At 69.6% G+C, this 13,449-nt stretch carries 11 protein-coding genes; all 11 read left to right on the forward strand.

The features are described 5' to 3' along the window. Positions 1–178 precede the first annotated feature (178 nt). The 11 genes from ABZ906_RS44665 to ABZ906_RS44715 all read left to right on the forward strand — a co-directional run bounded on the left by ABZ906_RS44665 (position 179) and on the right by ABZ906_RS44715 (position 13,299). Positions 179–1,834: a hypothetical protein gene (locus tag ABZ906_RS44665; protein WP_361392963.1), complete on the forward strand. Its 1,656-nt coding sequence runs from the start codon at positions 179–181 to the stop codon at positions 1,832–1,834. 237 nt (positions 1,835–2,071) lie between these two features. Then, positions 2,072–2,380: a hypothetical protein gene (locus ABZ906_RS44670; RefSeq protein WP_190083671.1), complete on the forward strand. Its 309-nt coding sequence runs from the start codon at positions 2,072–2,074 to the stop codon at positions 2,378–2,380. Between the two features lie 221 nt (positions 2,381–2,601). Next, a complete protein-coding gene (locus ABZ906_RS44675) occupies positions 2,602–3,438 on the forward strand; it encodes a hypothetical protein (protein ID WP_361392965.1) in 837 nt (278 codons plus the stop codon). Beyond that, complete coding sequence (locus tag ABZ906_RS44680) at positions 3,428–4,786, forward strand: hypothetical protein (RefSeq protein ID WP_361392967.1); 1,359 nt, start codon at positions 3,428–3,430, stop codon at positions 4,784–4,786. Before ABZ906_RS44675 ends, ABZ906_RS44680 begins: the two co-directional genes overlap by 11 nt. Further along, positions 4,783–6,342 (forward strand): SCO6880 family protein, encoded by a 1,560-nt coding sequence (locus ABZ906_RS44685; protein ID WP_361200897.1) that lies wholly within the window; start codon positions 4,783–4,785, stop codon positions 6,340–6,342. Before ABZ906_RS44680 ends, ABZ906_RS44685 begins: the two co-directional genes overlap by 4 nt. A 17-nt stretch (positions 6,343–6,359) precedes the next feature. Next, positions 6,360–7,781, forward strand: a complete 1,422-nt coding sequence (locus tag ABZ906_RS44690; RefSeq protein WP_361200895.1) for an ATP-binding protein — start codon at positions 6,360–6,362, stop codon at positions 7,779–7,781. 3 nt (positions 7,782–7,784) lie between these two features. Further along, positions 7,785–9,380, forward strand: a complete 1,596-nt coding sequence (locus ABZ906_RS44695) for a type VI secretion protein (RefSeq protein ID WP_361392969.1) — start codon at positions 7,785–7,787, stop codon at positions 9,378–9,380. 149 nt (positions 9,381–9,529) lie between these two features. After that, on the forward strand, positions 9,530–10,465 hold the full coding sequence (locus ABZ906_RS44700; protein ID WP_361392971.1) for an ABC transporter ATP-binding protein: 936 nt from the start codon (positions 9,530–9,532) through the stop codon (positions 10,463–10,465). Then, positions 10,462–11,295 carry an ABC transporter permease gene (locus ABZ906_RS44705; protein WP_361392973.1) on the forward strand — a complete coding sequence of 278 codons (834 nt, stop codon included), beginning with the start codon at positions 10,462–10,464 and terminating at the stop codon, positions 11,293–11,295. Before ABZ906_RS44700 ends, ABZ906_RS44705 begins: the two co-directional genes overlap by 4 nt. 115 nt (positions 11,296–11,410) lie before the next feature. Next, positions 11,411–12,598 carry a histidine kinase gene (locus ABZ906_RS44710; protein WP_361392981.1) on the forward strand — a complete coding sequence of 396 codons (1,188 nt, stop codon included), beginning with the start codon at positions 11,411–11,413 and terminating at the stop codon, positions 12,596–12,598. Between the two features lie 29 nt (positions 12,599–12,627). Beyond that, positions 12,628–13,299, forward strand: a complete 672-nt coding sequence (locus tag ABZ906_RS44715) for a response regulator transcription factor (protein WP_361200885.1) — start codon at positions 12,628–12,630, stop codon at positions 13,297–13,299. The last annotated feature ends 150 nt before the right edge of the window (positions 13,300–13,449 follow it).

Here is a 13,449-nt window from a genome sequence, read left to right on the forward strand (position 1 = left end):
CGGAAGCCAGCCCCCCGCACCGGACGCACCGCCAAGCGCACCGCCAAGCCCGCCCCCCGGCGCAACGCCGGAGCCCACGCCCGCAAGCGCCACCCCGACCGAGCCGACCCCGGACCAGAGCCAGCACCCCGCGCCCGCCGCATCCCCCCACGGCCCCCACTTCGGGCCCCCGCCCCCAATGGCACCACCGCCCCCTCCCCCCACCACACCCCCCTACGCCCCACCCCTCCCCACAGCCGCGCCCGCACCCACCTACAGCCCACCCACAAGCCCCGCCAGCCCCGCACCCAGACCCGCCCCCGACCCCCTCCAAGCCCTCGCCGCCGCCCTCCTCAACCTCACCGGCGTCGGGCTCGGATACGTCCTCCTGAAGCAGTGGCTCCTCGCCGCCCTCTGCTGGGCCGCGACCGCCGCGCTGCTCATCGTGGCGCTGCCCGCCGAGGTCGACGGCGTCCCCGGCGGCGTACTCATCGGGTTCGTCGCCTTCCTGCTCCTCGCCGCAGCCGACGGCGCCCGCCGCGCCCTGCGCACCCACCAGAGCCGCCCGCTGCGCGCGCCGTTCGCCGTCGGGCTCGGGCTGGCCCTGCTCGCCGTCCCCGCCGGAGGCGTCGTCGCGTACGACGCCGCCCGCGACGAAGCCGTAGAGACAATGCTGCTCGACCGGCTCGCCAAGGCCGACCGGCTCGTCACCGCCTCCGGCAGCCGCAGCTTCGACGCCGCCGAGGACGACTACCGCTCCGCCCTCGCCATCTACCGCGACCTGGGCGACGACCACCCCGGATCGAAGGCCGCCGACCGCGTGCCGGACCGCCTCACCGCGTACTACAAGTCCGTCGCGGCCCCGTACGACGAGCGCGAGTACTGCGACGCCCTCAAGCCCCTGGAGTACCTCCGCACCCTCCCCGGCTCCCTCGGCAAGGACCGCCTCGGCTCCCTCGCCACCTGGCCCGACGACCGCCTCGCCACCTCCCTCTACGAGTGCGGCAGCCAGGGCCTCGGCACGACGGACGGCGGCGGCCACCTCGGCCGGCTCCTGCGCACCTTCCCCGGCTCCGACCAGGCCGGGAAGGTCGAGCCCGCCATCCGCGACGCCATCGACGAGCGATCGTCGGACCTGAAGGGCGCCGAACCCTGCAAGGCCACCGATGAGCTGCGCAACATCGGCTCCACCGCGAAGGCCCTCCCCGACGACGCGGGCGACGGCCTCTCCGGTGACGCCGCGAGCGCGGTGGAGTCCGGGACGTACGCGTGCGGCGTGGACGAGTTCAAGGACGGGAAGTTCGGGGACGCGGCCAAGACGCTCAACGACTTCGCGGGGACCTACAAGAGCAACGGCAAGCGCGACCGCGCCAAGGACATCGCCATCGCCGCCGAGATCGCCGAAGCCCGCCCCGCTGCGGGCCGCAGCCTGCCGCCGGCCAAGTCGCCGGGCGGCGGGAAACTCACGTACGTCCTGGAGAACGGCGGCCCCGGCCCCCTCGAAGTCCTCTACACCGGCCCCACCACCGGCAGCCTCAAGCTCGCCTCGTGCGTCGGCTGCAAGACGTACACCAGCAAGGCCAAGGGCAAGAAGGCCTGCCTGGCGGGCAGCGGATACCCGAGCAAGACGCTCCACCTGCCCCCGGGCGACTACCACTTCCTCTACAAGCGCGACGCGAGCAGCGTGGGAGGCGTCCGCAACAACACCGAGGGCAGCAAGATCCAGCCCGGCTACCGCTACACCGACTGCTCGTACGTCGTGACGGGCGGCGGCCTCGGTGACCTCGACGGGCTCGACGGGCTCGACGGGCTCGACGGCTTGGATGGGCTGGATAGCCTCGACGGGCGTACATGACCCATGATGTGAGTGGCCGTCACCGGGACCAGGGCAGAATGAGACCTGGTCAGAGGGCTCGCCGGTCCGTCATTGCCCGGCGTCACTCACCGTGATACACAGAGTAACCATACGTTTCAGCCAACGAATGACGCCAAGTCGACATGCACTGGCCCGTTTGTCGGCGAGAATGAGCTGTCCTCTGCGCTGCGGTAGACAGAGGTGACGGAACAACCCACTAGGGGCGGTGAGTTACACATGCTTTTGGCAGCCGAAAAAGGCGACATCACCACCATCATCGGCGGGATCGCCCCCGACTGGGGACCCTTCGGGAGCCTGGGCAACGAGGCACGGGTGATGATCGAGGTCGTGATGGCGATCGCCATCCTCCTCTGTCTCGGGATCGCGATCTGGGGCGCGGCGAAGCAGCGCATCGGCGCGACGGCGCTGCGCGACACCTTCAGCGCGGAACAGGGCAAGGGCCTGATCATCGCGGGCCTGACCGGCGTCTTCATCATCGGATCACTCGGCACGGTCTTCACCATCGTGTACGGCATGGCGGTCTAGTCCCGGCCGCCGTCCCACGCCCGTGCCCCCTCTCTCGTCCCCTCCTGCCCCCTCCCCCTGTCCCCTCCCCCCTGTCCCCCTCCGACCCACCCACCCGTCGCGCCCACCGGCTGAGGTTGCAACTCCCTGATGTCGAGTCACCACACCGCGCCCGCGCGGGAACCAGCACGGCTACCGTCGTATGTGGCGGTTCACCGAGAGGTTGAGGGGGCGTACGCGGCATGAGTCTCGACGACGAGCGGAACGGCGGCCTCTACGGCGGCTCGGGCGAGACCCGGACACGGCTCCCCGAGGGCGAGGGGGGCGGCCAGGATGTCTACGGAGGAGCGCGCAGATCCAGCCGTTCTTCGTCACGCAGCCTCGTGACGGTGGTCGGTGTGGTGGTCCTCCTCATCGCGGCTATCGCGTTCGCGAACCGCGGCGGGGAAGACGCCGGGGGCGGCGGCAGTGACGGCAAGAAGGCGGGGGCGGATCCCACGGCCCCCTCCGGGGAGCGGCCCGTCGACGGCAAGACGGGCGGGATCGCCTCCGGGTTCGCGAGGAGTGAGCAAGGGGCACAGTCCGCTGCCGCGAACTACGCATCCGCGCTGGGTTCTGACGGCATGTTCAACCAGGCCCGTAGGCACCAGATCGTGCAGGCCATTGCTGATCCCAGCTCGGTGAACAAGCTCCAGAGCGGATTCGACTCCGACTATTCGCAGGCCTTTCTGAAGAAGATCGGCCTCAGCAACGACGGCGGCGCTCCCGCGGGCAGCACGTTCGTGAACCGCACGCTGCCCGCCGGTACCAAGGTCAAGAACTACAGCGACAGCAGCACCACCGTCGAGGTCTGGTGCAACGGCCTGTTCGGTCTGACCGGCGAGAAATCCACTAACCCCGTGACGGGCAGCTGGTTCACCGTGACGATGAAGCTGAAGTGGAGTGGCGGCGACTGGAAGGTTCTGGACTCCAGCCAGAAGTCGGGGCCGACACCGGTAAACGGCGACAACCCCATCTCCGGAGCCGACGAGATCGGCAAGGCGGCCAAGGAGTTCGGAGGGTTCACGTATGCCCGGTAGCCCACGCCGTGCGCTCAAGATCACCGGTGTCCTCGCGGCAACGCAGACCGCAGCAGTGCTTACGGCCACGCGTGCTTTCGCAGCCCCGGAGCCGAAGGACGACCCCTGCGAGCTGATCGCGGGCCCCGCCAAAAAGTACTGCGAAAAAGGCGAAGGCGGCAGCGGTGACTCCAGCGGCAAATACCCCACCGAAGACCCCCTGACCTCCTCCCTGGACCCCCTCTCCTCCCTGGCGAAGGGCTGCGCGGACGCCGCCTCCTGGACCGTCGACAAACTCTCCGAAGCCGTGAAGAAGACCGCCGAGGTCGACTTCACGAACCCCAGCTTCCTCAAGCAGTACGCAGTCGTCTTCGCCGCGTCCACCATCCTGACCCTGCTCCTGTGGCTCCTCGCCGTCGCCAAGCGCGCAGTGCGCGGCGTCCCCCTCACCACCGCGCTCTCCGAAGCCATCGGATTCCTGTGGCTGACGGTCCTCGCCTCCGCGTTCACGCCGCTGATCCTCTATACGGTCGTCTCCGCGGCCGACGGCGTGAGTGACGTCATCGCGAAAGCGACGGGCGGTCAGACGGACACCTTCTTCGGGACGTTCTCCGAAGCCCTCAAGAAGGGCGAGGACATCGGCGGCGGCCCGATCATGCTGATCGTCGTCTCGCTGGTCTCGATCCTCGCCGCCGGCGTCCTCTGGCTTGAGCTCGTCATCCGGGCCGCCCTGCTCTACGTGGGCGCGCTGCTCGGCACCGTCGTGTACGCGGGCCTGGTCGACAAGAACCTGTGGACGCACGTCCGCCGCTGGGCGGGCATCATGATCGCCGTCATCCTCGTCAAACCGATCATCGTCATCGTGCTCGGTCTCGCCGGAGCGCTCTCCGCCGACGACGGGCCCGACGCCTTCTCGGCGGTCGTCTCCGGGCTCTCGATCATCCTGCTCGCCATCTTCGCGAGCGCCATGATCTACCGCTTCGTGCCCGGCTTCGGCGACGAGATCGCCAACTCCCGCAACAACCGCATCTCCCAGGGCGCCGAGAACCGCGCCGCGGCCGTCATCACCTCCCCCGCGTCCCTCGTGTCCCAGGGCATCAAGACCCACAGCTCCCGCGGCGGCGGAGGCGGCGGCAACAACCAGCCGCGGCCCGCCAACCCGGTCAGCGGCGGCGTCGCCGCCCACAGCTCCCGCGGCGGCGGGAGCGGCGGAGGCGGCTCATCGAACGGCGGCGGATCTGTCCCCTCCGCCGCGCCCCCGCCCAGGGGCAGCGCCACCAGCACTCCGCACGCGCGCAACCGCGGCGGAGGCGGCTCAGGAAACGGTTCCACTGGCAGTACCAAACGCACGGGAGGTGAAGGGCGTTGACGACTCAGTCCCACGTGTCGCAACCGATCGCGCCCCGCCGCACATATCTGATCGGCCGCGCGAGGCCGAACGCGATCGTCGGCAAGAACCGGGAGACCGGCGAGATCGCGCTGATCATCGCGGGAGCCTTCATCGGGATGATGTGCGGGCTCCTCGTCCCCGTCCTCTCCCTGCGCATCGTGCTGCTCATGGGCTTCCCCATGCTCGCGATCGCCGCGGTCTACGTCCCCTACAAGGGCCGCACGTTCTACAAGTGGTTCGAGATCAACCGCAGCTTCAAGCGCTCCCTCAAGCGCGGCACCGCCTACCGCTCCGCCACCCCCGAGGCGGGCATCCGCTTCGACGGCAAGGAGGTCGAGGTCGGCCCGCCGCCGGGCATCGGACGCATCAGCTGGCTCGCCGCGCCCTTCGGGCCGGATGAAATCGCCGTACTGCTGCATGCCGACCGGCGCACCGTCACCGCCGCCATCGAGATCGAGGGACCGGGCGTCGGCCTCCGCGACTCCGAAGACCAGGAAGCGCTGGTCGACCGCTTCGGGACGCTGCTCAAGCACGTCGCCAACGGAGACGGGTTCGTGACGCGCCTCCAGATGCTCGCGCGCACACTCCCCGCCGACCCGGACGCCCACGCCAAGGACGTCAGCGTACGAGGCGACGACCGGGCACTGCCCTGGCTGCAGCAGTCGTACGAACAGCTCCAGTCGATGGTGTCCACCAGCAGCGAGCAGCACCGCGCGTATCTGGTGGCCTGCATGCACTACTCCCGCGATCTGGCCGCCGAGGCGCAGGCCATGGCCCGCGCCAGCCGCCCGCACGGCGGCCGGAAGCTCGACAAGGACGCCGGTCTCGCCGTCGTCATGGCGCGCGAGCTGACCGACATCTGCTCGCGGCTCCAGGAAGCCGACATCCGCGTACGGCAGCCGCTCGGGCAGGGGCGTCTCTCCTCGCTCGTGCACTCCATGTACGACCCGGACCACCCCATCGACCACATCCAGGCGATGACGAAGCGCAACGCCTGGCCCGCCGAGCTCGACGCCATGGAGCCCACCTACCTCCAGGCCAAAACCCGCGAGTCCTCGACCCGCGCCCCCTGGTGCCACGCCACGGCCTGGGTGAAGGAGTGGCCGATGACCCCCGTCGGCGTGAACTTCCTCGCCCCGCTGCTCGTCCACACCCCGGACGTGATCCGCACGGTCGCGGTGACCATGGACCTCGAACCCACCGAGGTCGCCATCGAGCGCATGCTGACGGAGAAGACGAACGACGAGGCGGAAGCCAGCCGCCAGGCCAAGCTGAACCGCACGGTCGACCCCCGCGACATCGCGTCGAACTCCCGTCTGGACCAGCGCGGCGAGGACCTCGCGAGCGGCGCGGCCGGCGTCAATCTCGTCGGCTACATCACCGTCTCGTCCCGCTCCCCCGAAGCCCTCGCGCGCGACAAGCGCACCATCCGGGCCTCGGCCGGGAAGTCGTATCTGAAGCTGGAGTGGTGCGACCGCGAGCACCACAGGGCCTTCGTCAACACGCTGCCGTTCGCGACCGGCATCCGACGCTAGAGCTGAGGGCTGCCAAAATGCGGGATCCGCTGACCATCCTCACGGACGCCTTCACGTCCTTCCTGTTCGGGAAGGTGGAGACGACCAGACTCCCGGTGCGTACGTCGACGGGGCAGGCCCAGGCGGTCTATCTGCCGACGGCCGCCCCCGGCCTCGGCGACTCGGGCGTGATCATCGGGCGCGAGGTGTACTCCGGCAAGGGGTACATCTACGACCCTTTCCAGCTCTACGGCCAGCAGCTCCCCGCCCCGCACTGGCTGGTGCTCGGCGAGTCCGGCAACGGCAAGTCGGCCTTGGAGAAGACGTACGTCCTGCGGCAGCTGCGGTTCAAGGACCGGCAGGTGGTCGTCCTGGACGCGCAGGGCGAGGACGGCGTCGGCGAGTGGAACCTCATCGCCGAGGAGCTGGGCATAACTCCCATCCGCCTCGACCCCACGGCCGCGCTCGACATGGGGATCCGGCTCAACCCGCTCGACCCGGCGATCACGACGACGGGCCAGCTCGCGCTGCTGCGCACCATCATCGAGGTCGCGATGGGGCACGGCCTCGACGAGCGCTCGGGCTTCGCGCTCAAGGTCGCCCACGCGTACGTCAACGAGACGATCGTGGAGCGCCAGCCGGTCCTCACGGACATCGTGGAGCAGCTGCGCCATCCGGAGCCCGAGTCGGCGGAAGCGATGAACGTCGCCATAGACGACGTACGGGCGTGGGGTCTGGACGTCGCACTCGTCCTGGACCGCCTGGTCGACGGTGACCTGCGGGGCATGTTCGACGGCCCGACGACGGTCGGCATCGACCTGGACGCCCCGCTGATCGTCTTCGACCTCTCGCACATCGACCGCAACTCGATCGCGATGCCGATCCTGATGGCGATCGTCGGCGTCTGGCTCGAACACACCTGGATCCGCCCTGACCGCAAGAAGCGCATCTTCCTGGTGGAGGAGGCGTGGCACATCATCAACTCCCCCTTCGTCGCGCAGCTCTTCCAGCGTCTGCTGAAGTTCGGCCGACGCCTCGGCCTGAGCTTCGTGGCGGTCGTCCACCACTTGAGCGACGTGGTGGACGGGGCGGCGGCCAAGGAAGCCGCGGCGATCCTGAAGATGGCGTCGACGAGAACGATCTACGCCCAGAAGGCCGACGAGGCGAGAGCCACCGGCCGCGTCCTGGGCCTGCCGCGCTGGGCGGTGGAGATCATCCCCACCCTCACGCCCGGCATCGCGGTATGGGACGTGAACGGCAACGTCCAGGTGGTCAAACACCTGATCACAGAGACCGAACGCCCCTTGGTCTTCACCGACCGCGCCATGACGGAGTCCTCGGCGGACCAGTTCGTCGGCGACGACGCGCTGCGGGCCGCGGATCTGGAGGCGGAGGAGCGTGCGTCGTACATGGAGCAGCAGATGAACGGGCCGTCGTCGTCGCGTTCCGGGGTGGCATGAGCGATGGGATACCGGGAGCCTGAGCCCGAGTACCGCGACCGGGGCGGGCGGCGCGAGTCACGGGAGCGGGGCATTCCCGACGGCGTGTTGGTGGGCGGCCTCGCCTTCGTGCTCGGCCTGACGGTCCTCGTCTGGTCGGCGACGGGCCTCGCGGGCCTGTTCTCGCACGGCTCCTGGCCCGAGCACGTCACCTTCGGCAATACGCCGGTGGCGATGCGGCACCTGGTGCAGCAGCCCCACGACATCGCGGGCGCCTGGCCGGCCACTCCGGCCGCCCAACTCACGGGCTACGGCCTGTTCTGGGGCCTCCTGATCGGCCAACTGATGGTCCTGGTCGTCCTCACGATCTTCATCATGGGCACGGTGACGCGCTGGAGGGCGGTCCGAAGGGCGAGGCGCTTCCCGGCAGCGGCGACTACGCCTCCGGCTACGGCTACGGCTCCTGCGGACACCCCGATCGAGCACGTACCCGACCAGCCCTCGCCCGCTCCCGCCCACAGCCCCGCCGACGGAACCCACCCGGCTGCTCCCGCTGTGGGCAGGCGTCCCGCAGGGCGGGACGGGTGGGCACAGCCCACAGCTCAGGGTGCGGATGAGATGAGCGCCAGGCCCGACGAGGGGCACAGCACCGCAACGCCGGGTACAGAAACAGCCACGGTCCCCACCCCTCGTACGCCCTTGGTACTTGGTCCCGCAGAGACACGCCGCGCGCATGCGATCCAGGCCATCCGCGACGCGGAAAGCGCAGCCCTGATCCTCACCTCGGACCCCACCCTGTGGGAGGAAACAAAGGACGCCAGAGCGAAGCTCGGCCCAGTCCTGGTCTACGACCCCTCCCACCTCTGCGACACCCCCGCAAGAATGCACTGGTCCCCCACCACGAACTGCGAGGACAAGGCAGTGGCCGCACAGAGAGCCACCGCCCTGCTGGCCGCCATAAGGCCAAGCGCGAAACTGGACTCCACGCTCGCAGACACCGCGGAAACCCTCCTCCGCAGCTTCCTCCACGCCGCAGCGGTGGACGGCCGCCCCGTAAAGCACGTACACCGCTGGGCGCAGGGCAACGGCGTACAGGAAGCGGTCCGCATCCTCCGCACCCACCAGAAGGCCTCATCGGGAGCCGCGGGCGAGCTGGAAGCGGCCCTCACCGCGTACCCGGAACGGCGTGACATGGCCCAGGAGTTGACGGCCCGCGCCCTCTCCGCCCTCTTCACCCTCAACGTACGGGAATCCTGCACCCCCAACCGAACCGACGCCCTCACGCTGGATTCCTTCATCGATGAAGGGGGCACGCTTTTTGTGGTGGGTGAAGCGATCGAGGACCCAAAGTCACCCAAGGGACCAGGCGCGATGCCTCTGCTCACGGCACTCGCCTCAAGCGTGGTCGAGCGCGGCCGGCGCATGGCCGAACGGTCATCCTCCGGTCGGCTCGACCCACCAATGACCCTGGTTCTCGACGACGTGGCCGCCGTGGCCCCGCTCCCGCAGCTCCCGGAACTCCTGTCCACCGGCGCGGACCGCGGCCTGCCCACCCTGGCCCTCCTCCGCTCCCGCGAACAGGCCCGCACCCGCTGGCCCCACGCGGAACTCCCCGGCTGATCCCCGGCTGCCCCCCCCCGGGGTCGACCCCTCAGAGGCCGCCCGGCAACCCCTCAGGGTCCCCGTCCTACCCCGGTACTACCCGCGACCACCCACCTCCCGCCCCTGGTCCGACGCCCCGCGCCCCCGCGAGCGCCAGCATCGGAAGCATGATTCGGGCATACGAACTCACCAAGCGCTACGGCGAGAAGACCGTCGTGGAGGACCTGAGCTTCACCGTCCACCCCGGCACCGTCACCGGCTTCCTCGGCCCCAACGGCGCGGGCAAGTCGACCACCATGCGCATGCTGCTCGGCCTCGACGCCCCGACCCGGGGCCGCTCCACCATCGGCGACCGGACGTACGCGACGCACAGCGCGCCCCTGCACGAGGTGGGCGCGCTGCTCGAGGCCCGGTCCATCCATCCGGGCCGCACCGCCTTCCACCATCTGATGGCGCTTGCCCATACGCACGGCATCCCGCGCCGCCGCGTCGACGAGGTCCTGGACCTGGTGGGCATCCACGACGTCGCCCGCAAGCGCGTGAAGGGCTTCTCGCTCGGCATGGGCCAGCGCCTCGGCATCGCGGCGGCGCTCCTCGGCGATCCGGCCGCGGTCATCCTCGACGAACCGGTCAACGGCCTCGACCCCGAGGGCGTCCTGTGGATCCGCAACCTCCTCAAGTCCCTCGCAGCGGAGGGCCGTACGGTGCTTGTCTCCTCGCACCTGATGAGCGAGATGGCACTGACCGCCGAGCATCTGATCATCATCGGCCGCGGCAAACTCCTCGCGGACACCACGGTCGAGGCCTTCGTACGCGACTCGGGCACCGGCTCCGTCAAGGTCGTCACGCCCGAGGCGGGCCTCCTCCGCGAGCTGCTCGCCGCACCCGGCGTAGAGATCACCAGCAGCGCGCCCGGCGTCCTGGACGTACGCGGCACGGACGGCGAAAGCATCGGCCGTACGGCGGCCCAGCACGGCGTCCCCCTCTTCGAACTCACCCCGCACGCCGCCTCGCTGGAGCAGGCGTTCATGGACCTCACGCGGGACTCGGTGGAGTACGTCGCGTCAGTGTCCACCGACGTGCCGGAAGGAGCAGCGGCATGAGCAGCGACATGAGTACCGTCACGACGGCGACGGCGACGGCGACGGCAACCGCGCCCACGAAGACCGCCCCCTACCGCCTGTCCCCCCGCGGAATCCTGCGCTCCGAGTGGCACAAGCTATGGACGCTCCGGTCGACCTGGATCATGCTCGGCATCGCCAGCATCGTCACGGCCGTCCTCGGCATGATCGTCGGCGCCACGTACTCACCCAACCCCGGCGACGAGATCGACTCCGTCACGTACGCCCTGCTCGGCACCCAGATCGGCCAGGTCGCGATCGCGGTCCTCGGCATCCTCGTCACCGCGGGCGAGTACTCGACGGGCATGGTGCGGGCGACGATGGCCGCGGTGCCGCGCCGCCTCCCGGTGCTCTGGGCGAAGACCGCGGTGTTCGGCACGGTCGCGCTCGGGACACTCCTGGTCACGAACTTCCTCACGTTCCCGCTGGCCCAGATCTTCCTCGGCGGCACGGACCTGGAGGCCTCGCTCGGCGACCCCGGCATCGCACGCGCCGTGGCCGGTTCGGCGATCGGAACGGCCCTCATCGGCGTCATCGTGCTCGGCCTCGGCTCGGCCCTGCGCAGCATCCCCGGAGCCATCGGCGCGTACGTCGGCGGCCTGATCCTCCTGCCGCAGCTCGCCACGATGATCCCCAACGACACCGTGCAGGACTTCCTGAACTACTTCCCGCTGCCGGCCGCCGAGTCCCTCGCGGCCGTGCACACCACGTCCGGCGACCTCTCCCCCGGCACGGGCCTGCTGACCCTGGTCGCATGGGCGGTGGCATCCCTGACGGCAGCGGCGTATCTGCTGAAGCGACACGACGTATGAGCGCATCCCGTACGAGGATGAAGGCGTGACCGTGACCCCTCGGAGCTCCCCGCAGGGCAGCACCGGTGATCGGGGCGCCCCGGATCCGGAGGACTGGTCCGCGGGCGCCCAGCCGCTGACCCGGCACGTCCAGCGCGGCATCCAGTGGGTACGCGCCTTCGACCGGCGCCGCCCGGTGGTCTGGGACGTGCTCCTGACCGGGCTCTTCGTGATCATCGCCTTCACCGACGTCCTGGCCGGCGGTTGGAAGAACATCGCACCGAACAAGGAGGTCGACCTCTGGCTGGTGTACACGATGACGTCGGCCTTCTCGGTGCCGCTGCTGTGGCGCCGCCGCCGACCACTCGCCGTCTACGGCGTCATGGCTCTGGCGATACTGGTCAACGGCTGGACGGGCGCGGCCCTCCAGGCCTCGCTCATCATGCTCATCGTCCTCTTCAACATCGCGATGCGGCTGCCTACGCGCACCCTGGTCTGGTCGTACGTCCTGCTCGCGGTCCCTCTCGTGGTGGGCCACCTCCGCTATCCGCAGGGCAGTTGGGACCAGTGGGTCGTCCCGACGATGATGACCTATGCGATCGCGGCCCTGCTCGGCATCGCGGTCCGCACCCGCCAGGACTACACGGCATCCCTCGTACAGCGGGCCAAGCAGCTCGAAGTCGAACGCGACCAGCAGGCACAGCTCGCCACCAACGCCGAACGCACGCGCATAGCCCGCGAGATGCACGACATCATCGGCCACAATCTCTCCGTCATCACGACCCTCGCGGACGGCGGTTCCTATGCCGCCGCCAAATCCCCGGAGCGCGCCGCCCAGGCCCTCACGGCCATCGGCACCACCAGCCGCCAGGCCCTCACGGAACTGCGCCGGCTCCTGGACGTACTGCGCGAAGAAGCCCCCGAGGCGGCCGCGCTAGCTCCCCAGCCCGCCCTGACCGACCTCGACCAACTCATCGACGGAGTACGGGCCGCGGGGCTTCCCGTACGCAGCACGGTGCGCGGACTCCCCGACTCCCTCCCGGCGGGCCGACAACTCGCGGTCTACCGCGTGGTCCAGGAGGCCCTCACGAACACCCTCAAGCACGGAGGCCCGCAGGCGACGGCGTACGTGGAGATCGTGTACGGCGACGAGGGGGTGCGGGCGACGGTGACGGACACGGGTGTCGGGGGCACCCTGCGTGGATCGTCCGGTCAGGGCATCACGGGAATGCGCGAGCGAACGGCGCTGTACGACGGGACACTTGAGGCAGGCCCACTGCCGCGCCCGACAGGCGGCTGGCAAGTAGAACTCCACCTCCCCTAGAACTCCAAATCCCCCAAGGAATCCGCCCAGTGACGACCGTGCTCATCGTCGACGACCAGCCGATGCAACGCTTCGGCTTCCGCATGCTCCTGGAAAGCCAGGACGACATGGAGGTGGTGGGCGAGGCGGGCAACGGCAGCGAGGCGGTCCGTATGACGGCCGAACTCCACCCGGACGTCGCCCTGATGGACATCCGCATGCCGGGCCTGGACGGCATCGAGGCCACGCGCCGCATCGTCGCCGGGGGCGACCGCACCAAAGTCCTGATCCTCACGACGTTCGACCTCGACGAATACGCCTATGCGGGCCTGCGCGCGGGAGCTTCGGGCTTCCTCATCAAGGACGCCTTGCCGGAAGAACTCCTCTCCGGCATCCGCGCGGTCGCCACGGGAGACGCGGTAGTGGCCCCGAGCCTGACCCGCCGGCTTCTCGACGCATTCGCCGATCACCTGCCGACACGGACAGGCGAAGACGCCGACCCGTCACGGGACCCGCGCCTGACCTCGCTGACGGAACGGGAGCGCGAAATCCTGACGGTCATCGGGCAGGGCTGGACGAATGCGGAGATCGCCGGTCGACTACACCTCGCCGAGTCGACGGTGAAGACTCACGTCGGCCGCATTCTCGCAAAGACAGGCGCGAGGGACCGAGTACAGGCGGTAATTCTGGCGTACGACACGAAATTGGTGCGCCCGGAGTGAGCACGGGTCCAGCCGAATTAATTACGGGCCCAGAACGCAGAAAACCCCCGCACCGTAAGGTGCGGGGGTCTCCCGTAATAATAGTTCGGCGGCGTCCTACTCTCCCACAGGGTCCCCCCTGCAGTACCATCGGCGCTGTGAGGCTTAGCT

Origin of the sequence: Streptomyces sp. NPDC046925 (genome assembly GCF_040644915.1) — a bacterium.
In the GTDB taxonomy this organism is placed as follows: domain Bacteria; phylum Actinomycetota; class Actinomycetes; order Streptomycetales; family Streptomycetaceae; genus Streptomyces.

Bases quoted from the DNA above. Each gene is read 5' to 3' on its own strand.
- ABZ906_RS44665 (WP_361392963.1), top strand. From the start codon at position 179: ATGGCACCACCGCCCCCTCCCCCCACCACACCCCCCTACGCCCCACCC.
- ABZ906_RS44670 (WP_190083671.1), top strand. From the start codon at position 2,072: ATGCTTTTGGCAGCCGAAAAAGGCGACATCACCACCATCATCGGCGGG.
- ABZ906_RS44675 (WP_361392965.1), top strand. From the start codon at position 2,602: ATGAGTCTCGACGACGAGCGGAACGGCGGCCTCTACGGCGGCTCGGGC.
- ABZ906_RS44680 (WP_361392967.1), top strand. From the start codon at position 3,428: ATGCCCGGTAGCCCACGCCGTGCGCTCAAGATCACCGGTGTCCTCGCG.
- ABZ906_RS44690 (WP_361200895.1), top strand. From the start codon at position 6,360: ATGCGGGATCCGCTGACCATCCTCACGGACGCCTTCACGTCCTTCCTG.
- ABZ906_RS44695 (WP_361392969.1), top strand. From the start codon at position 7,785: ATGGGATACCGGGAGCCTGAGCCCGAGTACCGCGACCGGGGCGGGCGG.
- ABZ906_RS44700 (WP_361392971.1), top strand. From the start codon at position 9,530: ATGATTCGGGCATACGAACTCACCAAGCGCTACGGCGAGAAGACCGTC.
- ABZ906_RS44705 (WP_361392973.1), top strand. From the start codon at position 10,462: ATGAGCAGCGACATGAGTACCGTCACGACGGCGACGGCGACGGCGACG.